Annotated in this window: 19 protein-coding genes; 8 read left to right on the forward strand and 11 right to left on the reverse strand. The window is 71.7% G+C overall.

All coding sequences use genetic code 11. From position 1 onward, the window contains the following. Positions 1 to 12 precede the first annotated feature (12 nt). From ACF059_RS28050 to ACF059_RS28085, 8 genes are read right to left on the reverse strand one after another with little or no spacing between them, the layout of a single operon-like run. Entirely contained in the window at positions 13 to 2,010 is a 1,998-nt protein-coding gene (locus ACF059_RS28050) for an NADH-quinone oxidoreductase subunit L (RefSeq protein ID WP_392062247.1), read from the reverse strand. Continuing rightward, a complete protein-coding gene (gene nuoK / locus ACF059_RS28055; protein ID WP_392062250.1) occupies positions 2,007 to 2,354 on the reverse strand; it encodes an NADH-quinone oxidoreductase subunit NuoK in 348 nt (115 codons plus the stop codon). Before nuoK ends, ACF059_RS28050 begins: the two co-directional genes overlap by 4 nt. Beyond that, complete coding sequence (locus ACF059_RS28060) at positions 2,354 to 2,956, reverse strand: NADH-quinone oxidoreductase subunit J (protein WP_392062253.1); 603 nt, start codon at positions 2,954 to 2,956, stop codon at positions 2,354 to 2,356. The genes nuoK and ACF059_RS28060 overlap by 1 nt, the downstream gene beginning before the upstream one ends. Continuing rightward, the gene (locus ACF059_RS28065) at positions 2,953 to 3,558 is read right to left on the reverse strand and encodes a NuoI/complex I 23 kDa subunit family protein (RefSeq protein ID WP_392062550.1); all 606 of its coding nucleotides are present in this window, start codon (positions 3,556 to 3,558) and stop codon (positions 2,953 to 2,955) included. The genes ACF059_RS28060 and ACF059_RS28065 overlap by 4 nt, the downstream gene beginning before the upstream one ends. Further along, a complete protein-coding gene (locus ACF059_RS28070) occupies positions 3,555 to 4,523 on the reverse strand; it encodes a complex I subunit 1 family protein (protein WP_366865907.1) in 969 nt (322 codons plus the stop codon). Before ACF059_RS28070 ends, ACF059_RS28065 begins: the two co-directional genes overlap by 4 nt. Further along, positions 4,520 to 5,917 carry an NADH-quinone oxidoreductase subunit C gene (locus tag ACF059_RS28075; RefSeq protein WP_392062257.1) on the reverse strand — a complete coding sequence of 466 codons (1,398 nt, stop codon included), beginning with the start codon at positions 5,915 to 5,917 and terminating at the stop codon, positions 4,520 to 4,522. Before ACF059_RS28075 ends, ACF059_RS28070 begins: the two co-directional genes overlap by 4 nt. Then, positions 5,914 to 6,516, reverse strand: coding sequence for an NADH-quinone oxidoreductase subunit B family protein (locus ACF059_RS28080; RefSeq protein ID WP_360890847.1), 603 nt, complete (start codon positions 6,514 to 6,516; stop codon positions 5,914 to 5,916). Before ACF059_RS28080 ends, ACF059_RS28075 begins: the two co-directional genes overlap by 4 nt. Beyond that, positions 6,507 to 6,914: an NADH-quinone oxidoreductase subunit A gene (locus ACF059_RS28085; RefSeq protein WP_360890844.1), complete on the reverse strand. Its 408-nt coding sequence runs from the start codon at positions 6,912 to 6,914 to the stop codon at positions 6,507 to 6,509. Before ACF059_RS28085 ends, ACF059_RS28080 begins: the two co-directional genes overlap by 10 nt. A gap of 147 nt (positions 6,915 to 7,061) precedes the next feature. On the opposite strand from ACF059_RS28085, the gene ACF059_RS28090 reads away from it, so the two are divergent. The 8 genes from ACF059_RS28090 to ACF059_RS28125 all read left to right on the forward strand — a co-directional run bounded on the left by ACF059_RS28090 (position 7,062) and on the right by ACF059_RS28125 (position 17,808). Beyond that, a complete protein-coding gene (locus tag ACF059_RS28090; protein WP_392062261.1) occupies positions 7,062 to 8,264 on the forward strand; it encodes a sensor histidine kinase in 1,203 nt (400 codons plus the stop codon). Between the two features lie 327 nt (positions 8,265 to 8,591). Beyond that, the gene (locus ACF059_RS28095) at positions 8,592 to 9,929 is read left to right on the forward strand and encodes a sensor histidine kinase (protein ID WP_392062264.1); all 1,338 of its coding nucleotides are present in this window, start codon (positions 8,592 to 8,594) and stop codon (positions 9,927 to 9,929) included. A gap of 352 nt (positions 9,930 to 10,281) precedes the next feature. Continuing rightward, a complete protein-coding gene (locus ACF059_RS28100) occupies positions 10,282 to 10,941 on the forward strand; it encodes a response regulator transcription factor (protein ID WP_360890839.1) in 660 nt (219 codons plus the stop codon). Positions 10,942 to 11,100: 159 nt separating this feature from the next. Continuing rightward, positions 11,101 to 13,044: a 2-oxoacid:acceptor oxidoreductase subunit alpha gene (locus ACF059_RS28105; protein ID WP_392062267.1), complete on the forward strand. Its 1,944-nt coding sequence runs from the start codon at positions 11,101 to 11,103 to the stop codon at positions 13,042 to 13,044. 13 nt (positions 13,045 to 13,057) lie between these two features. Next, positions 13,058 to 14,131 (forward strand): 2-oxoacid:ferredoxin oxidoreductase subunit beta, encoded by a 1,074-nt coding sequence (locus tag ACF059_RS28110; protein ID WP_392062553.1) that lies wholly within the window; start codon positions 13,058 to 13,060, stop codon positions 14,129 to 14,131. A gap of 176 nt (positions 14,132 to 14,307) precedes the next feature. Beyond that, the gene (locus tag ACF059_RS28115) at positions 14,308 to 15,162 is read left to right on the forward strand and encodes an SDR family oxidoreductase (protein ID WP_392062270.1); all 855 of its coding nucleotides are present in this window, start codon (positions 14,308 to 14,310) and stop codon (positions 15,160 to 15,162) included. A gap of 151 nt (positions 15,163 to 15,313) precedes the next feature. After that, positions 15,314 to 16,252 carry an EamA family transporter RarD gene (gene rarD / locus ACF059_RS28120; RefSeq protein ID WP_392062273.1) on the forward strand — a complete coding sequence of 313 codons (939 nt, stop codon included), beginning with the start codon at positions 15,314 to 15,316 and terminating at the stop codon, positions 16,250 to 16,252. A gap of 239 nt (positions 16,253 to 16,491) precedes the next feature. Continuing rightward, a complete protein-coding gene (locus tag ACF059_RS28125) occupies positions 16,492 to 17,808 on the forward strand; it encodes a M28 family metallopeptidase (RefSeq protein WP_392062276.1) in 1,317 nt (438 codons plus the stop codon). A gap of 41 nt (positions 17,809 to 17,849) precedes the next feature. Here ACF059_RS28125 and ACF059_RS28130 read toward each other — a convergent pair whose 3' ends face one another. From ACF059_RS28130 to ACF059_RS28140, 3 genes are all read right to left on the reverse strand, one after another. Further along, positions 17,850 to 18,266, reverse strand: coding sequence for a hypothetical protein (locus ACF059_RS28130; protein ID WP_360890824.1), 417 nt, complete (start codon positions 18,264 to 18,266; stop codon positions 17,850 to 17,852). After that, on the reverse strand, positions 18,263 to 18,466 hold the full coding sequence (locus ACF059_RS28135; protein WP_326588561.1) for a hypothetical protein: 204 nt from the start codon (positions 18,464 to 18,466) through the stop codon (positions 18,263 to 18,265). Before ACF059_RS28135 ends, ACF059_RS28130 begins: the two co-directional genes overlap by 4 nt. A gap of 104 nt (positions 18,467 to 18,570) precedes the next feature. After that, entirely contained in the window at positions 18,571 to 19,773 is a 1,203-nt protein-coding gene (locus ACF059_RS28140) for an outer membrane lipoprotein carrier protein LolA (RefSeq protein ID WP_392062279.1), read from the reverse strand. Positions 19,774 to 19,844 lie beyond the last annotated feature (71 nt).

Consider the following 19,844-nt stretch of genomic DNA (forward strand, 5'->3'; position numbering starts at 1 on the left):
CTGACTCACGGCTCACGATCCGGCGTTGACGTTGGCGAGGACGGCGGTGGCGATCGCCAGGACCACGGCGCCGGCGAGCAGGGCGCTCAGGTAGCTCTGCACGTTGCCGGTCTGGGCACGGCGGACGAGGCTGCCGAGCAGCCGGGGGCCGGTGCCCGCGCCGCGGACGTACGTGTCCACGACCTCGCGGTCGAGGAAGCGGACCAGGCCCGCGGCCGCGCGGACGGGGCGGACGAAGAGCCGGTCGTAGACGGCGTCGAGGTGGAAGCCGTCGGCCGCGTGACGGTGCAGCGGGCCGAGGAGCGCCTTGCCGGGGTCGGCCGCGGGGGCGGTCGGGACGGCCGGGTGGTCGTGGGTCACCTCGGAGACCTCGGGGGTTTCCGAGGCGGATACGGCGGCGGCGACGGAGGCGGGTACTCCGGCTCCGGTACCGGCGGCGGCCTTGGCCGTGGCGCGCTGCCACAGGGCGTAGGTGAGCATCCCGCCGAGTGCGGCGGCGCCCGTGCCGAGGACCGAGGTGGTGAGCGTCGGGGTGAGCTCCTTGCCGTCGAACCAGTCGGCGAGGGGGCCCGCCGCGAGGCCGAAGCCGATCGAGGGGATGGCCAGCAGCCACAGCACGCCGGTCATGGCGACGGGTTCCTTGCCGTGGTCCGGGGCGGCGGCGCCCCGGCCGCGGAAGGCCATCAGCCACAGGCGGGTGGCGTAGGCGGCGGTGAGCAGGGCGGTCAGCACGCCGGCGACCAGCACCACCCAGCCGGCGGCGCCGGGGGCGAGGTCCGAGTGGCCGGTCGCGGTGTGCTCGGCGGCGACGAGGACGGCTTCCTTGGAGAAGAAGCCGGCGAAGGGCGGAATCGCGGCGACGGCGAGCAGGGCGATCGACATCGTCCAGAACGCGTCGGGGATGCGCTTGGCCAGGCCGTCCATACGGGACATGGCGGCCAGGGAGTTCGTGCCGGCGGCGTGGATGATCACGCCCGCGCCGAGGAACAGGAGCGCCTTGAAGGCGCCGTGGGACAGGAGGTGGAAGACGGCGGCGCCGCGGTCGCCGACGGCCAGGGCGCCGGTCATGTAGCCGAGCTGGCCGACCGTGGAGTAGGCGAGGACCCGCTTGATGTCGTCCTGGGCGAGGGCGGCGAGGGCGGAGCCGACCATCGTGACGGCCGCCATGACGGCCATGACCACCAGCGCGGCGCGGGAGGCCGCGAAGACGGGGAGGAGACGCGCGATGAAGTAGACACCGGCGGCGACCATCGTCGCGGCGTGGATCAGCGCGGAGACCGGGGTGGGGCCCGCCATGGCGTCCGGGAGCCAGGTGTGCAGCGGGAACTGCGCGGACTTGCCCGCGACTCCGGCGAGCAGGAGCAGCGCGATCAGCGTCGGGTGGTCGAGTCCGCCCGCGGCGACGGTCCCGAGGATCTTGGTGATCCGGAAGGAGCCGGCGTCGGCGGCGAGCGCGAACAGGCCGATCAGGAAGGGGACGTCACCGAGCTTGGTGACGAGGAAGGCCTTCAGGGAGGCGGAGCGGGCGGCTTCGGTCTCCCAGTAGTGGCCGACCAGGAAGTACGAGCAGATGCCCATGATCTCCCAGCCGACCAACAGCACCATCAGGTCGCCGGAGTAGACGACGAGCAGCATGGCGGAGGTGAACAGTGAGACGAGAGCGGCATACGACGGGTAGCGCGGGTCCTCACGGAGGTACGCCGTCGAGTACAGCTGTACGCAGGTGGCGACGACCCCGACCAGGACGGCGACCAGCACGGCGAAGCCGTCCAGGTGGAGCGAGAGCTCGATCGGCACCGAGCCGGTCGGGGTCAGCTCGGTCGCGGTGTCGATCGCCTTGCCGCCGCCGTGGCGGACGGCGACGAGCACCGCCAGTACGGCGGCGGCGAGCGACGGCAGGATCGCGAGCGGCCGGACGAATCCGGGGGCGGTGCGGCCGAACAGCAGACCCGCCACCGCACCCAGGAAGGGGAGCAGCGGGACGAGGACGGCGAGGGTCGTGGTGCTCACGCGGTGACCTCGCTCTGGGGGTTCGGGGCGGGCTCGTGGCCCTCGGCGGTGTCGCGCAGCCGGTCGACGTCGGAGGTGCCGCGGTTGCGGTAGACCATGAGCACGATCGCGAGGCCGATGCCGATCTCGGCCGCGGCGATGGCGATCGTGAAGAGGGTCAGGGCCTGGCCGGCGTGCAGGGTGTCGCGCAGCCAGACGTCGAAGGCCACCAGGTTGAGGTTGACGGCGTTGAGCATCAGCTCGACGGACATCAGGACCAGGATGGCGTTGCGGCGGGCCAGTACTCCGTACAGGCCCGTGCAGAAGAGCAGCGCCGCGAGGACGGCGGGGTAGGCGAGGTGCATCAGCGCTGCCCCTTGTCACTGGCGTCGGTGTCTTCGGCGGGGCTGCTCCTGCGCGACAGCACGATGGCGCCGATCAGGGCCGCGAGCAGGAGGACGGAGAGCGCCTCGAAGGGCAGCACCCAGTGCTGGAAGAGGATCTCGCCGGAGACCTTCGTCGAGCCCTGGACGGGGCCGTCGAGGTCGATCCACGTCGTACGGAAGGCGTCGACCACGACCCAGACCAGGGCCACGGCGGCGACGGCGGCGACCGCGAGCGCGATCCAGCGGTTGCCGGAGTCGGCGTCCGGGGAGCGGCCGATGGGCGCCTTGGTGAGCATCAGCCCGAAGAGGAGGAGGACGACCACGGAACCGAGGTAGATGAGGACCTGGACCCAGGCGATGAACTCGGCGGTCAGCAGTAGGTACTCGACGGCGATGCCGCCGAGCGCGACGACCAGCCACAGGGCGGCGTGCACGAGCTGCCTGGTGGTGACCGTGACGAGGGCCGCGCCCAGGGTGGCGAGGCCGACGAGGACGAAGGCGATCTCGACGCCGGCCGGGGAGAGGAAACCGGGCCCGGTGGCGGCGGCGTCGGCTGCGGCGAGGGTGGCGGCGGTGCTCACGCGTCTCCCTCCGGGGTCGCGGTGGTCGGCGGATCGGTCTCGGCGGCGGCCTCGGCTGCCGCCGCGGCGGCGGCAGCCGCAGCGGCTTCGGCCTTCTCCACGGCCTTGCGGGCGGCGGCGATCTCCTTGGGCTCCTCGGCGGCCGGGTCCAGGGCGGGCGGGGCCGGGACGGTCCACATCCACTCGCGGAGCTTGTCGCGCTCGTGGGTCAGCTCGTGGATGTCGGTCTCCGCGTACTCGAACTCCGGCGACCAGAACAGGGCGTCGAAGGGGCACACCTCGATGCAGATACCGCAGTACATGCAGAGGGAGAAGTCGATGGCGAAACGGTCGAGGACGTTGCGGCTGCGCTCGCGGCCACCGGGGGTGGACGCGGGCACCGTCTCCTTGTGGGAGTCGATGTAGATGCACCAGTCGGGGCACTCACGGGCGCAGAGCATGCAGACCGTGCAGTTCTCCTCGAACAGGCCGATGACCCCGCGGGAGCGGGGCGGGAGTGCGGGCTGGACCTCGGGGTACTGGGCCGTGTGCGAACGCTTCGTCATCGTGCGCAGCGTGACCGCCAGGCCCTTGGCGAGGCCGGATCCGGGGATGGGCATCAGTTGATCGCCACCTTCACGATGCCGGTGAGCGCGATCTGGGCGAGCGCGAGCGGGATGAGTGTGGTCCAGGCGAGCTTCTGAAGCTGGTCCTCGCGCAGGCGCGGGTAGCTCACGCGGAGCCAGATCACGACGAAGGCGAGGATCGCGGTCTTGAGCAGGGTCCAGACCCAGCCGAGGCCGTCGCCCCCGAAGGGGCCCTGCCAGCCGCCGAGGAAGAGGACGGTGGTGAGGGCGCAGAGGACGACGATGCCGGCGTACTCGGCGAGCAGGAACAGCGCGAAGCGCAGGCCCGTGTACTCGGTGTACGCGCCGAAGATGATCTCGGAGTCGGCGACGGGCATGTCGAAGGGGGGCCGCTGGAGTTCGGCGAGGCCGGCGGTGAAGAAGACGAGCGCGCCGACGATCTGCCAGGGCAGCCACCACCACTGGAAGCCCTCGACGATGCCGGGGAGGGAGACCGTCCCCGCCGCCATGGCCACCGAGGCGGCGGCGAGCAGCATGGGGAGCTCGTAGGCGAGCAGCTGGGCGGCGGTGCGCAGGCCGCCGAGCAGGGAGAACTTGTTCGCGGAGGCCCAGCCGGCCATGAGGGCGCCGAGGACTCCGACGCCCATGACGGCGAGCACGAAGAACAGGCCCGCGTCGATGACCTGGCCGACGGCGCCCTCGCCGGGGCCGATCGGGATGGCGAGGAGGACGAGGAGGTACGGGAGCAGGGCGACGGCGGGGGCCAGCTGGAAGATCCGGCGGTCGGCGTTGGCCGGGACGATGTCTTCCTTCTGCGCGAACTTCACGCCGTCGGCGACGAGCTGGGCCCAGCCGTGGAACCCGCCGGCGTACATGGGGCCGAGGCGGCCCTGCATGTGGGCCATCACCTTGTGCTCGGTCTGCCCGACGACGAGCGGGAGCACGAGGAAGACGGCGAAGACGACGATCAGCCGCAGGGCGACGTCGAGGACGTCGTTCACGCGTCGCCTCCGTTGTCGGGGTTCGGGTCGGTGGGGGTGGAGTGGGTGGAGTCCGTGCCGGGCGCCTCCGGCGCGGTCGGCGGGGTCTTGGCCTGTGCCTCCCCGGCGGGCTTCGGCGGGGCCGCCTCCGGCGCGGGCGACGGGGGCTCCGCCTCCTCGAAGGCAGGCTTCGGGTTGTGCCAGGGGGCGTCGGCGCTGCGGGGGGCCGGGCGGCGCGTTGCCGGCGGCGGGGTGGCCTGGCTCGCCGAGCCTTCGCTCGCGGAGCGGGTCCGGCGGGGCGGGCGCATGGCGTCGGCCGCCGGGCCGGACGGGGTCGCCGGGGTGGCCTCCGGGCTCGGGGAGTCCGTGCCCGAGGCGGCCGGGGTGGCGGTGGCCTCGGGCTCGGCGGTCTGGCTTGCCGAGCCTTCGCTGGCGGAGCGGGTGCGGCGGGGCGGGCGCGTGGCGTCGGCCGCCGGGCCGGACGGGGTCGCCGGGGTGGCCTCCGGGCTCGGGGAGTCCGTGCCCGAGGCGGCCGGGGTGGCGGGGGTCTCGGGCTCGATGGTCTGGCTGGCCGAGCCTTCGGTCACCGAGCGGGTGCGGCGGGGCGGGCGCGGGGTGTCCGGGCTCACGGCGTCCGGGCTCGGCGCGGGCTCGGGGGCCTGGCTGGCTGAGCCTTCCGTGACCGAGCGGGTGCGGCGGGGTGGGCGGGTTGGGGCCTCGGTGTCCGGTGCGGCGGTGGGGTCCGGCGTGGACGGGCGGGGGCGGCGGGTCGGGGCGCCCTCGCGGGCGGCGCCGGCGGCGCGCGGGGTGCGGGCCGGGCGGGCGGGGGCCGGCGGGAGCTGGCCCTTCATCGGACCCCAGTCGTTCGGGTCCGGGACGCCCGGCGGCAGCATCTGACGGCGCTTGGGCGCATCCGGGTCGTGGGCCTCGCCCGGCTCCTTGGCACCGGGCCAGGCCTTGGCGACGCGCGCCGCCAGCACGAAGTCCTTGCGCAGCGGGTGGCCCTCGAAGTTCTCCGGGAGCAGGAGGTGGACCAGGTTCGGGTGGTCCGTGAAGGTCACCCCGAACATCTCGAAGGTCTCCCGCTCGTGCCATTGCGCACCCGCGTACACGGCGACCGCCGACGGCAGGGACGGCGCGGCGTGCGGGACCGTCGTGCGCAGCAGGAGGCGGCGTACGCGGTGGTTCTCCAGGGAGACGACGTGCGCGCAGATCCGCAGGCCGGTGCCCGGCTCGTCCACCGCGCTCAGCCAGTCGAAGTACGTGCAGCCCAGCTTGTCGCGGGCGATCTCCAGCGCCGCGATCCAGGAGCCGACCGGGACGTCGACCGTCAGGACCTCGTACGCGTACGAGCCGACGGCCTCCTCGCCGAAGATCGTCGGCGCCGCGTCGGGAAGGGTGTCGTAGAGGTTCATGCCCCGGCTCCCGGCGCCGGCGGGGGCGTGACCAGCCCGCTCGTGAGCTGCGAGACCGACGGGCCCTGCGCGTACCGCTCGGCCAGCGACTCGCGGGCGATCTTCTCCTGGAGCTTGAGGATGCCCTGGAGGAGCGCTTCGGGGCGCGGCGGGCAGCCGGGCACGTAGACGTCGACGGGGATGATCTGGTCGACGCCCTTCGTCACCGAGTACGAGTCCCAGTAGGGGCCGCCGCAGTTGGAGCAGGCGCCGAAGGAGATGACGTACTTCGGCTCCGGCATCTGCTCGTAGAGGCGCTTCACGGCCGGTGCCATCTTGTCCGTGACGGTGCCCGAGACGATCATCAGGTCGGCCTGGCGCGGCCCGGGCGCGAACGGGATCACGCCGAGCCGGATGAAGTCGTGCCGGGCCATGGACGCCGCGATGAACTCGATCGCGCAGCAGGCCAGTCCGAAGTTGAAGACCCACAGGCTGTAGCGGCGGCCCCAGTTCAGGACCACCTTCATCGGTTCCGGGGCCAGGCGGGAGAGGACCCCGAGGCGCTTGGGCTCGGGGAGCAGTACGCCCTCGGTCGGCGTCACAGCCGGTGTCACGTCCATTCGAGGACGCCCTTCTTGTACGCATAGAGCAGGCCGACGGCCAGGAAGCCCAGGAAGACGAACATCTCCACGAGCGTCGTGGCGCCGTAACCGGCGGCGGCGAACACCGTCGCCCACGGGAACAGGAAGATCGAGTCGACGGCGAAGATGACGTAGAGGAACGCGTAGACGTAGTAGCGGACCTGGGTGTGTGCCCAGCCCTCGCCGACCGGGTCCACGCCGCATTCGTACGTCAGCAGCTTCTCGTGGGTCGGGACCTCGGGGCGCAGCAGGCGGCCGGCGCCGAAGGCCACGGCCACGAAGAGCACGCCCAGGGCGGCCAGCAGACCGACGACCGAATAGCTCCGGAAGTAGTCCGCAGCGAGCACGGTTACGGTCGATACCGTTGGTTCGGGCACGTCCGTTCCTCGCTCCTCGGTCACTGTCGACGATCTCGTACGGACGGGAGTCTAGGGCCTGCCTCACACGGGGTGGGGTTATCCCCCGTTCACAGCACCCCGGCCACCCCATGGCATCAGCCGTGCGTGCTTGACAGGCTGTGCCGCATGACGACGAGCCATGCCTTTCCCGACAACGACCGGCCTCCTCCCGTACGCGCCGTGTTCAGCGCCGTGACGTGGAAGGAGATCGCCCATCTGGTCACCAACCTGCCGGTGGCGATCGTCGGTTTTGTTTACGCGGTTGTCATGGTTTCGACTGCGGGCGGTCTGTCCGTGACCGCGATCGGACTTCCGCTGCTCGCTTGTGGTCTGTTTCTGTCTCGGCAGTGGGGGCGGCTGGACCGGGCGCGCGCCCGGCTGCTGCTGGGCGTACGGGTGGAGGAGCCGACCCCGATCCCCGGTCCGAGGCGGGCCGGGGGGTTCTTCCCCTGGTTGTGGACGAGCATCAAGGACCCGGTCGGCTGGCGGACCGTGCTGTACCAGCTGATCCGGCTGCCGTGGGGGGTGCTCACCTTCACGGTAGCGCTGACCGGGCTGTTCGTGCTGTGGCCGGTACTGCCGTACGTGGTGCGGCTGCTGGCGAACGCGGACCGGGCGATGGTACGGGGCCTGCTGTCGCCCTCCGACGACCTGGAGCGGCGGATCGCGGAGCTGGAATCCGACCGGGGCGTGGTGGTCGACACCGCGGCGGCGGACCTGCGGCGCATCGAGCGGGACCTGCACGACGGGGCGCAGGCGCGGCTGGTTGCGCTGGCGATGGGGCTGGGCCTGGCGAAGGAGAAGCTGCTGGAGGACCCGGAGGGCGCGGCGGCGATGGTCGACGAGGCCCACGGGGAGGTGAAGCTGGCGCTCCAGGAGCTACGGGACCTCGCGCGCGGGATCCATCCGGCGGTCCTGACGGACCGGGGGCTGGACGCGGCGCTGTCGTCGGTGGCGGCGCGGTGTGTCGTGCCGGTGAAGGTGGCGGTGGACCTGGCGGGGCCTGGGGGTGCCGGGGTGGCGGCCGGGCGGCCGGCGGAGGCGATCGAGGGGATCGCGTACTTCGTGGTGTCCGAGCTGCTGCAGAACGTCAGCAAGCACGCGGGGCCGGGGGCGCGGGGCGCGAGCGTGGAGGTGTGGCGGGCGGGGGCCCGGCTGATGATCCGGGTGTCGGACGACGGGCGGGGCGGAGCGAGGGCTTCCGGGGGGAGCGGGTTGGCGGGGCTCGCGGAGCGGCTGGACGCGGTGGACGGGGTGCTGGTGGTCGACTCCCCCGAGGGGGAGGGGACGGTGGTCACGGCGGAGCTGCCGTGGCGGGACCGGGGGTAGCCCCCGGGCCCCTGTTCTTGCGGGACTCCCGTCCGGGTGGGCGGGGGTCCCGCTCGCATGTCCGGGCACGGCCCGGCTCCGAGGCCCCGCCACCCGAAGCCCGGCGCGGCCGAAACAGCGGGGCTCCGCCCCGCACCCCGCTCCTCAAACGCCGGAGGGGCTGGATTTGAGCGCGGGCCGGCTGCGATCGCCCGGGGCGGAAGCCCGGGAGAGGGGCTGGGTGGGGTTAACCCCCCTGCCGGGAGGCCTACTCGCCGGATGGCTTGGGGGGTGGGTGGGCGGCAGGGTGGAGGGGTGGAGAGACGACGGGAAGGGTGGGGCGGGGACATGGGCAACGGCCAGGGCACGGGCGGGGGGCTGGGCGCGGTGTTGCGGGCGCCGGTCGCGGGGCGGACCTGGCGGGAGTTCGCGCACCTGCTGATCGGGATGCCGCTGAGCACGCTGTACTTCTCGCTCACCGTCACCGGCGTGAGCCTCGGCGCCGGGCTGCTCGTGACCTTCCTCGGCGTTCCGGTCCTGGCGGGCGTGCTCGCCATGTGCCGCGGGTTCGGGCACCTGGAGCGGGCCCGGGTGCGCGTGCTGCTCGGGGCGGACGTCGCCGACCCCGCGCCGATCCGGGCCGCGAAGAGCGGCGGGCTCGCCGCCATGGGGGCGCTGCTCAAGAGCGGGAGCGCCTGGCGGCACGTGCTGTACTCCCTGATCCACTTCCCGTGGGCGGTGTTCAGCTTCTGTCTGGCGCTGACGTTCTGGGCGGCGGGGTGGTCCTACCTCCTGTACCCGCTCTGGTACTGGGTCTTCCCGGCCTACACCGACGAGCCCGGCCTGCAGCTCTTCCAGAACGGCGACTACTCCTTCTTCCTCGACTCGCCCGCCGAGATCGCCCTGACCTCCCTCGTCGGGCTGGCCTTCACCCTCACCACCCCGTGGGTGATCCGGGCCCTGGCCACGGTCGACCGGGTCATGGTCGGCGGACTGCTCGGGCCGTCCCGGCTGGCCAGCCGCGTGAGCGAGCTGGAGTCCGACCGCGGGGTGGTCGTGGACACCGCGGCGGCGGACCTGCGGCGCATCGAGCGGGACCTGCACGACGGGGCCCAGGCCCGGCTGGTGGCGCTCGCGATGGACCTCGGGCTGGCGAAGGAGAAGGCGACGCAGGACCCTCGGGCCGCGGCGCGGATGGTGGACGAGGCGCACGGCGAGGTGAAGATCGCCCTTCAGGAGCTGCGCGACCTGGCCCGTGGCATCCATCCGGCCGTACTGACCGACCGCGGGCTGGACGCGGCGCTGTCCTCGGTGGCCTCGCGGTGCGCGGTGCCGGTGCGGGTGACGGTGGACCTTCCGGCCCGGCCGGCGCAGGCGATCGAGGGGATCGCGTACTTCACGGTCTCGGAGCTGCTCCAGAACGTCAGCAAGCACGCCGGGGCCCGGCTGGCCTCGGTGGACGTGTGGAAGTCCGGGGACCGGCTGCTGATCCAGGTCGCCGACGACGGCCGGGGCGGGGCGACCACCGGGGCCGCCCCCGGCGCCGGAGCCAGCGACGCCGCCGGAACGGGCACGGGACTGGCCGGGCTGACCGAGCGGCTGGACGCGGTGGACGGGGTGCTGGTCGTCGACTCCCCCGCCGGTGGCGGCACGACGGTCACCGCCGAGCTGCCCTGGCGCCCGTAGGAACGCCGACCGCCGGGGGGGGGGGGGGGGGGGGGGGGGGGGGGGGGGGGGGGGGGGGGGGGGGGGGGGGGGGGGGGCGGGGTGCTGGGCGTCGACGCCCCCGCCGGGGGGGGCACGACGGTCACCGCCGCGCTGCCCGGGCGCCCGTAGGAACGCCGCCCGCCGGCCCCGCCCCCCCCCCCCCCCCCCGCCCGTAGGACCGCCGCGCCGCCGCCCGGGAAAACTCCCCCCGTACGCCCACGTGTTGTGCTGGCTTTGCCCTCCCCCGCACCCAAGGCTGGGATGCTTGGCCCGTTCGGTTGGTACGGGGAAAACGAGTGGACGCGGGAGCTGCAAAGTCGTGGAAGACAGGGTGCGGGTGGTCATCGCCGAGGATTCAGTGCTGCTCCGTGAGGGGCTGACCCGGCTGCTCACCGACCGGGGGCATGACGTCGTGGCGGGCGTGGGGGACGCGGAAGCCCTGCTCAAGACGGTGGCGGAGCTCGCCGCCGAGGATGCGCTGCCGGACGTGGTGGTGGCCGATGTGCGGATGCCGCCGACCCACACCGACGAGGGCGTACGGGCCGCCGTACGGCTGCGGCGCGATCACCCCGGGATAGGGGTGCTCGTGCTGTCGCAGTACGTGGAGGAGCAGTACGCCACGGAGCTCCTGGCCGGTTCCAGTACCGGCGTGGGGTATCTGCTCAAGGACCGGGTGGCCGAGGTCCGCGAGTTCCTGGACGCGGTGGTGCGGGTGGCCCGGGGTGGTACCGCCCTGGACCCCGAGGTCGTGCAGCAGCTGCTCGGCCGCAGCCGCAAGCAGGACGTTCTGGCCGGTCTGACGCCGCGCGAGCGCGAGGTCCTGGGGCTGATGGCGGAGGGACGGACCAATTCCGCCGTCGCGAAACAGCTCGTCGTGAGCGACGGAGCCGTGGAGAAGCACGTCAGCAATATTTTCATGAAACTTGGCCTCTCCCCCAGCGACGGGGATCACCGGCGTGTACTGGCCGTGCTCACCTATCTCAAATCTTGATCGACTGACACTCTGTCAGCTATGGCATACATGGCAAACCGGTAGGCCGTCTCAACGTGCGGTCAGTCGGTCCAGAATGTGATCGCCCCTGGGGACCTGATTCCTACCGACGTAGGGTTGGTTTAAGGGGTGCTCACGCCTCGAAGGAGGTCCAGTTCAGTGACCAGCCAGGTCAGCAGCCCAGCCGAGCAGGCCGACGGGGCTGGGGGTGCGGTTGTCGGTGGACAGCGCATCCCGGCGAGCCCGGGCGGCAAGGAAGTACGCCGTCTCGATCGTGTGATCATCCGATTCGCGGGTGACTCCGGTGACGGCATGCAGCTCACCGGTGACCGCTTCACATCGGAGACGGCGTCGTTCGGTAACGACCTGTCGACGCTGCCGAACTTCCCCGCCGAGATCCGCGCCCCTGCCGGAACCCTCCCGGGCGTTTCTTCCTTCCAGCTCCACTTCGCGGACCACGACATCCTCACGCCGGGCGACGCCCCGAACGTGCTGGTGGCGATGAACCCGGCGGCGCTGAAGGCCAACATCGCGGACGTGCCGCGCGGCGCGGAGATCATCGTCAACACCGATGAGTTCACCAAGCGCCCCATGGCCAAGGTCGGCTACGAGACCTCGCCGCTGGAGGACGGCTCCCTGGCGGCGTACAACCTCCACCCGGTGCCCCTGACGACGCTCACGGTCGAGGCGCTGAAGGACTTCGGCCTCACCCGCAAGGAGGCCGAGCGCAGCAAGAACATGTTCGCGCTGGGCCTGCTGTCGTGGATGTACCACCGGCCCACCGAGGGCACCGAGGCCTTCCTGCGCCAGAAGTTCGCGAAGAAGCCGGACATCGCCGAGGCGAACATCGTCGCCTTCCGGGCCGGCTGGAACTTCGGTGAGACCACCGAGGACTTCGCGGTCTCCTACGAGGTCGCCCCGGCCACCCGGGCCTTCCCCACGGGCACCTACCGCAACATCTCCGGCAACCTCGCCCTCTCCTACGGCCTCATCGCCGCGGGCCAGCGGGCGGAGCTGCCCGTCTACCTGGGCTCCTACCCGATCACCCCGGCCTCGGACATCCTGCACGAGTTGTCGAAGCACAAGAACTTCGGCGTGCGGACCTTCCAGGCCGAGGACGAGATCGCCGGCATCGGGGCGGCGCTCGGCGCGGCCTTCGGCGGGGCGCTCGGCGTGACCACCACCTCCGGGCCCGGTGTGGCGCTGAAGTCGGAGACGATCGGTCTCGCGGTGTCGCTGGAGCTGCCGCTGCTCATCGTGGACATCCAGCGCGGCGGCCCCTCCACCGGCCTGCCGACGAAGACGGAGCAGGCGGACCTCCTCCAGGCCATGTACGGCCGCAACGGCGAGGCCCCCGTCCCGATCGTGGCCCCGCGGACGCCCGCGGACTGCTTCGACGCCGCCCTGGACGCGGCCCGGATCGCGCTCACCTACCGGACCCCGGTGTTCCTGCTGTCCGACGGCTACCTCGCCAACGGCTCGGAGCCCTGGCGGATCCCCGAGGTCGCGGACCTGCCCGACCTGAAGGTCCAGTTCGCCACGGGCGCGAACCAGACCCTCGCCGACGGCACCGAGGTGTTCTGGCCCTACAAGCGCGACCCGGAGACCCTCGCCCGCCCGTGGGCCGTCCCCGGCACCCCCGGTCTCGAACACCGCATCGGCGGCATCGAGAAGCAGGACGGCACCGGGAACATCTCCTACGACCCGGCCAACCACGAGCTGATGGTCCGCACCCGCCAGGCCAAGGTCGACGGCATCGAGGTGCCGGACCTGGAGGTCGACGACCCGGACGGCGCCACGACCCTGGTCATCGGGTGGGGCTCCACCTACGGCCCCATCACCGCCGCCGTGCGCCGGCTGCGGGCCGCCGGAACCCCCATCGCGCAGGCGCACCTGCGCCACCTCAACCCCTTCCCCAGGAATCTCGGCGAGGTCCTGAAGCGTTTCGAGAAGGTAGTGGTGCCGGAGATGAACCTCGGGCAGCTCGCCACCCTGATCCGGGCGAAATACCTGGTCGACGCCCAGTCGTACAACCAGGTCAACGGAATGCCGTTCAAGGCGGAGCAGCTCGCCACGGTCCTCAAGGAGGCCATCGATGACTGAGATGACCGAAGCGGTGGCCGACGGGGCGACCGAGGCGGCGCGCACACTGCTCTCGCTCGTGCCCAAGGCCGAGGCCAAGCAGTCGATGAAGGACTTCAAGTCGGACCAGGAGGTCCGCTGGTGCCCGGGCTGCGGTGACTACGCCGTGCTCGCCGCCGTGCAGGGCTTCATGCCCGAGCTGGGGCTGGCGAAGGAGAACATCGTCTTCGTCTCCGGCATCGGCTGCTCCTCCCGCTTCCCGTACTACATGAACACCTACGGGATGCACTCGATCCACGGCCGTGCGCCCGCCATCGCCACGGGCCTGGCCACCTCCCGCCGCGACCTGTCGGTCTGGGTCGTCACCGGCGACGGCGACGCCCTCTCCATCGGCGGCAACCACCTGATCCACGCCCTGCGCCGCAACGTCAACCTCAAGATCCTGCTGTTCAACAACCGGATCTACGGGCTGACCAAGGGGCAGTACTCGCCCACCTCCGAGGTCGGCAAGATCACCAAGTCGACGCCGATGGGCTCGCTGGACGCGCCCTTCAACCCGGTGTCGCTGGCGATCGGCGCCGAGGCCTCCTTCGTCGCCCGCACCGTCGACTCCGACCGCAAGCACCTCACCGAAGTGCTGCGCCAGGCGGCCGACCACCAGGGCACGGCGCTCGTGGAGATCTACCAGAACTGCAACATCTTCAACGACGGCGCCTTCGAGGTCCTCAAGGACAAGGACCAGGCGCTGGAGGCCGTGATCAGGCTGGAGGACGGGCAGCCGATCCGCTTCGGCGCGGACAACGCCAAGGGCGTCGTGCGCGATCCGGTCACCGGTGAGCTGGAGGTCGTCGCGGTCACCCCGGAGAACGAGGCGCGGATCCTGGTCCACGACGCGAAGGCGGTGAGCCCCACCACCGCGTTCGCGCTCTCCCGTCTGGCCGACCCCGACACGCTGCACCGCACCCCCATCGGGGTGTTCCGCAGTGTCGAGCGGCCCGTCTACGACACCCTCATGGCCGATCAGCTCGACGCGGCCATCGACCTGAAGGGCAAGGGCGACCTGGGCGCCCTGCTGCACGGCAACGACACCTGGACGGTCGTCGGCTGACCGTGCCTCGCCGAGTCGAGGTGGCCGTCCCGAAGCCCGGATCCCGCAGGACGGGGATCCGGGCTTCGGCGTGTCACCGGGGCTCCGCGGCTCTCCCGCTCACTCCCCGCTAGCACTTTCTAAAAGTTAGCGCTTCCCGTAGGGTGGTGTCACCGCCCCGAACGAGGAGAGCAATCATGAGCATCGTCGTCACCGCAGCCACCGGAGCCCTCGGCCGTCTCGTCGTCGAGGAACTGCTGGAGAGGGTCCCCGCCGACCGCGTCGCCGTCGTCGTCCGCGACGCACAGAAGGCCTCCGACCTGGCCGGGCGCGGCGTCGAGGTCCGCGTCGCCGACTACGACGACCCCTCGGCCCTGGCCTCCGCCTTCCGGGCCGGCGACCGGGTCCTGCTGATCTCCGGCAACGAGATCGGCCGGCGCGTCGCCCAGCACACCGCCGTACTGGAGGCCGCGCGGGCGGCGGGCGTGGCGCAGCTCGCCTACACCGGCATCCTCGGCGGCCCCGAGGCGGACTTCGACCTGGCCGCCGAGCACACCGCCACCGAGCAGGCCATCCTCGACTCCGGGATCCCGTACACCTTCCTGCGCAACGGCTGGTACCACGAGAACTACACCCGCGACCTGCCCACCGTCCTGGGGCACGGCGCGGTCGTCGCCAGCTCGGGCCAGGGCCGGGTCGCCTCGGCGGCGCGCGCCGACTACGCGGCCGCCGCGGCCGAGGTACTGACCGGCGAGGGGCACCTGAACCAGGTCTACGAGCTCTCCGGCGACACCGCCTGGAGCCTCACGGAGTACACGGCCGAGGTGTCGGCGCAGAGCGGCAAGGAGGTCGTGTACACCGAGGTCCCGGCCGACGAGCACCTCTCGATCCTGACCGGCGCCGGGGTCCCCGAGGAGTTCGCGGCCATCCTCGTCGACGTGGACGCGGCCATCGCGCGCGGCCGGCTGGCGGGCACCAGCGGGGACCTGGCCCGGCTGATCGGGCGTCCGACGACCCCGGTGGCCGAGGCGATCACCGCCGCCCTCGCCTGAGGCCGGCCGCCGGCACCCAGCCGCGAGCCGCCAGCCGCCAGCCGCCGCAAGACCCTGACGGTGTCATGAGTATCTCGCGCTGACACACATGACATCCGGCCCGTACGGCGATACCGTCGTGAAGTTGGCCGGAAGTCGCACAGGAGGCCCCGTGAAGGCAGACAACGAGCAGCGCACGGGTTTGCTCTACGGATTCGGCGCCTACGGGATGTGGGGCCTGGTCCCGCTCTTCTGGCCGCTCCTCAAGCCCTCCGGGGCCATCGAGATCCTCGCCCACCGCATGGTGTGGTCCCTGGCCGTGGTCGGGCTGGCGCTCCTGGCCCTGCGCCGCTGGGGCTGGATACGGGAGCTGGTGCGCCGGCCCCGCAAGCTCGGCCTGACCGCCCTCGCCGCCCTGCTGATCACCGTCAACTGGGGTGTCTACATCTGGTCGGTCAACAACGGTCAGGTCGTCGAGGCGAGCCTCGGCTACTTCATCAATCCGCTGGTCAGCATCGCCCTCGGCGTGCTGGTGCTCGGCGAGCGGCTGCGCCGGGTGCAGTGGACCGCGGTCGGCCTCAGCTTCGCCGCCGTGCTGGTGCTCGCCATCGGCTACGGGCGGCCGCCGTGGATCTCGCTGATCCTGGCCTCCTCCTTCGCGACGTACGGGCTGATCAAGAAGAAGCTCAACATGGGCGGGCTGGAGTCGCTGACCGCCGAGACGGCCGTGCTGTTCCCGCCCGCCCTCGCCTACGTGCTGTGGCTGGGCGCGACGGGCCAGTCCACCTTCGCCTCGCAGGGCGTCGGCCACTCGCTGCTGCTGGCCTCCACCGGCCTGGTCACCGCCATCCCGCTGGTGTTCTTCGGGGCGGCCGCGATCCGGGTCCCGCTGTCCACGCTCGGCCTGCTCCAGTACCTGGCTCCGGTCTTCCAGTTCGGGCTCGGCGTCCTGTACTTCCACGAGGCCATGCCGCCCGAGCGGTGGGTCGGCTTCTCCCTGGTGTGGGCCGCGCTCGCCCTCCTGACCTGGGACGCCCTGCGGACGGCGCGGCGCTCCCGGGCCCGACTGGAGGTGGCGCGGGCCGAGGTGCCGACGCCCGAGCCCGCGTAACCGCCCGACCGGCAGCCCGCCCGGCAGTCGGTACACCAGCAAACACTGCACCCCCACGATCCCCGGTACGGACACCCCGTACCGGGGATCGTCCGTTTTCCGAACTACCCTGACCGAATTGTGGTCTTGACGGACAGTCACGCTCTCGCTCAACATCAGGCTCGCACTGACGCACGAACGCTCACCTGCTCTATCCCCACTCGTTCCGTCTCATCCCCGCGGAATCCCGGAGCCCCCACATGAGCCTGTCCGTCTCACGGCGCCTTGCTGCCGTGACCGCCTTCGCGGTCGCCGGCCTGTTCGCCTCCACCGCCCCCGCCGCCCTCGCCGCTCCCACAGCGGCCACCGCGGCGCCGACCCCGCCCGACATACCGCTGGCCAACGTCAAGGCCCACCTGTCGCAGCTCTCCACCATCGCCGCCAACAACGGCGGCAACCGCGCCCACGGCAGGACCGGCTACAAGGCCTCGATCGACTACGTGAAGGCCAAGCTCGACGCCGCAGGCTTCACCACCACCCTGCAGACCTTCACCACCAGCGGCGCCACCGGCTACAACCTGATCGCCGACTGGCCGGGCGGCGACCCGAACTCGGTCCTCATGGCCGGCTCGCACCTGGACTCGGTGACCTCGGGCGCGGGCATCAACGACAACGGATCCGGCAGCGCGGCCGTCCTCGAAACGGCCCTCGCCGTCTCCCGCGCCGGCCTCCAGCCCACCAAGCACCTGCGCTTCGGCTGGTGGGGCGCGGAGGAGCTGGGCCTGATCGGCTCGAAGTACTACGTGAACAGCCTGCCGGCCACCGAGAAGGCGAAGTTCGCCGGCTACCTGAACTTCGACATGATCGGCTCGCCGAACCCGGGCTACTTCGTCTACGACGACGACCCGACGATCGAGCAGACCTTCAAGAACTACTACGCGGGCCTCGGCATCCCCACCGAGATCGAGACCGAGGGCGACGGCCGCTCCGACCACGCCCCCTTCAAGAACGCGGGCATCCCGGTCGGCGGCCTGTTCTCCGGCGCCGACTACATCAAGACGGCGGCTCAGGCGCAGAAGTGGGGCGGCACCTCCGGTCAGGCCTTCGACCGCTGCTACCACTCCTCCTGCGACAGCCTGACGAACATCAACGACACCGCGCTGGACCGCAACTCGGACGCCGTCGCCTATGCGATCTGGACCCTGGGTGCGGGCGTGGTGGTCCCGCCCGGCCCGTCCTTCGAGAACACGACGGACGTGAGCATCCCGGACTCCCCCGCGGCCGCGGTGACCTCGCCGATCACCGTGTCGGGCGTGACGGGCAACGCGCCCGCCACCACCAAGGTCGACGTGAACATCGTCCACACCTACCGCGGTGACCTGGTCATCGACCTCCTGGCGCCCGACGGCACGGCGTACCGGCTGAAGAACTCCAGCTCGGACTCCGCCGACAACCTCGTCACCTCGTACACGGTGAACGCGTCGAGCGAGGTGGCCAACGGCACCTGGAAGCTCCAGGTCAAGGACGTGGCCGCCCAGGACGTCGGCTACATCAACAGCTGGAAGATCACCTTCTGAGCCGGGGCGTCACACACCGGGGAGGCAGGGGGCCGAAGGTCCTACGCGTCCCCGGTGCGGCCCCGTAGCGAAGCCGACTGCGGTTCCTGGATGCGGGCCCGCAGTTCCTCGGCCACCGCCGCGATGTCGGCACGGCCCAGCTTCGCCGCCTCGACCAGATCGCCGAGCTCCTCGGGCGAAGGCAGTTGACTGGCCCCGGCCACCCGCAGGTACGAGCGGGTGGCCGCGGCCGCGTAGAACTCGTTCATCGGGGATTCCAGCGCCGGGCACACCGCGAGGGTGTGCAGAAACGCAGCGGCCCGCCACGCGGTGTCCGGGGCGGGCTGTTCGGGCACCAGGACGAGGTCGTTCTGGTGCCGGGCGACCGCGGCGGCCACCCCGGAGGGGTCCCACACGGCGGGGTCGGACGGGAGATGGTGGGCCAGAGCGGTCCAGGCCCACTCCATGGTGATCTTCAATTCCCGAACCGCTCCTGGAAGTAGCCCCAGTGGTCGGCGAACTCCTCTATGCCCGACAGGAAGTTCTTGCGGTCCTCGTCGAGTTCGCGTTCCGTGACCTCGGTGATCAGCGCGGTGACCGTCGTGCCCAGCGCCGCCGCCCGCGCCTTCAGGCGCTCGTGGAAGTCCTCGTCCAGGCGGATGGTGACGTGTCTCGACATGTCCCACACCGTACAGCGGGCGTGCTGTACGGGCAGCAGGAACGCGACAAGGGTGGGCAGGGACACAGTCCCCGCCCACCCTCGCGCCGTTCCCGTGCGGGTGCCTACTTGTTGGCGTCGGCCGCCTTCACCAGCTCGTCCTTGGTGACCGCGCCGACGTAGGCCTTGCCGTCGTCCGTGACGAGCACGTTGATCAGGCGGGTCGACAGGACACGGCCCTCACCGAACTTCCCGGAGACCTTGCCCCCGAGGGAGTCGAGGAACTGCTTGGCCTCCTTCGGGGCGTTCTTGTCGTTCTCGATGTCCTTCAGGCCCTTGCCCGAGCCCGAGTCGATCCGCGCGATGGTGGACCAGCCCTCGCCGAGCACCTTCGCGTCGCCCTTGCCGTTCGCCCCGCCCATCAGGCCGTCCAGGCCGGGGAAGGACTCCAGCGCCTTCAAGCCGTGGTCCTTGCCGTCCTTGCCGGCCCCGTCCGCGCCCTCGGTCACCTTGGCGCCCTTGGGCGGGGTGAAGGCGAAGGTGTCGGCGGACGGCTTGGCGAAGTCCACCTTCGTGAAGCCCGCGTCCACGATCGGCTTGCCGCCCTGGGCGGAGAGCAGCTGCACGCGCAGCGGCACGCCGTTCTTCGCGTCGACCGCGATCTGGACGGAGCCGACCGTGGAGCCGCTCTGCTTGGGCTTGAGCACGAGCTGGTAGGCGTCGCGCCCGGCCACCTGCGCGGTGTCGCCCACGCTGACGTCCGTGGTCGGGCCGGCGGCCTTGAGGATCTCCTCGGCCATCTGCTGGGGCGAGGCGGCGAGCCGGTCGGCCGTCTTGTGGTCCTTGCCGGCGCCCTTGCCGGACTGGGGGTCCTTCTCGTGGAAGACCTCGTTCGACTTGGAGTCGTAGCCCCAGACGTCGGCGCCGTTGTGGATGAGGCTGTACTCGTCCTTGCCGTCCAGGAACGTGAGCTTCTGGCGGTCCGGGCCGTCGGCCGCGACGCGGAAGGTGTGCGTGCCGTTCGCCAGCTGCGCGATCTTGTCCTCGGGGTTGGCCGAGCCGCCCGCGATGCCGCCGCCGCCGAGCAGCCCGCTCGCGATCTTCGGCAGGCCCAGGTCGGTGCTGATCTTGGCGGTGCCCGACAGCTGCTCCACGTCCGAGGCGGCGACCTTCTCGATGAGCTGCTGCGCCGTCAGCTTCGGCAGGTCGGGGCCGCCGGCGTTGGCGAAGGCCGGGACCATCGCCACGGTCGCCGCGGCCACGCCCGCCACCGCCACCGGTACGGCGTACCGGGCGACCTTGCGTGAAGTCTTCGTGTTGGCTGCCATCTCAGTGCCCTGCCCTCTGTGTCGACGGCGGCGAGCCCCGTGTCGCCGCGCTCACCCGATCTGGTGGGGTT

Source organism: Streptomyces sp. NPDC016562 (assembly GCF_043076955.1).
Taxonomy (GTDB): domain Bacteria; phylum Actinomycetota; class Actinomycetes; order Streptomycetales; family Streptomycetaceae; genus Streptomyces.

Bases quoted from the DNA above. Each gene is read 5' to 3' on its own strand.
- ACF059_RS28075 (WP_392062257.1), bottom strand. From the start codon at position 5,917: ATGAACCTCTACGACACCCTTCCCGACGCGGCGCCGACGATCTTCGGC.
- ACF059_RS28125 (WP_392062276.1), top strand. From the start codon at position 16,492: ATGAGCCTGTCCGTCTCACGGCGCCTTGCTGCCGTGACCGCCTTCGCG.
- ACF059_RS28090 (WP_392062261.1), top strand. From the start codon at position 7,062: ATGACGACGAGCCATGCCTTTCCCGACAACGACCGGCCTCCTCCCGTA.
- ACF059_RS28080 (WP_360890847.1), bottom strand. From the start codon at position 6,516: ATGGACGTGACACCGGCTGTGACGCCGACCGAGGGCGTACTGCTCCCC.
- ACF059_RS28115 (WP_392062270.1), top strand. From the start codon at position 14,308: ATGAGCATCGTCGTCACCGCAGCCACCGGAGCCCTCGGCCGTCTCGTC.
- ACF059_RS28135 (WP_326588561.1), bottom strand. From the start codon at position 18,466: ATGTCGAGACACGTCACCATCCGCCTGGACGAGGACTTCCACGAGCGC.
- nuoK (WP_392062250.1), bottom strand. From the start codon at position 2,354: ATGCACCTCGCCTACCCCGCCGTCCTCGCGGCGCTGCTCTTCTGCACG.
- ACF059_RS28095 (WP_392062264.1), top strand. From the start codon at position 8,592: ATGGGCAACGGCCAGGGCACGGGCGGGGGGCTGGGCGCGGTGTTGCGG.
- ACF059_RS28140 (WP_392062279.1), bottom strand. From the start codon at position 19,773: ATGGCAGCCAACACGAAGACTTCACGCAAGGTCGCCCGGTACGCCGTA.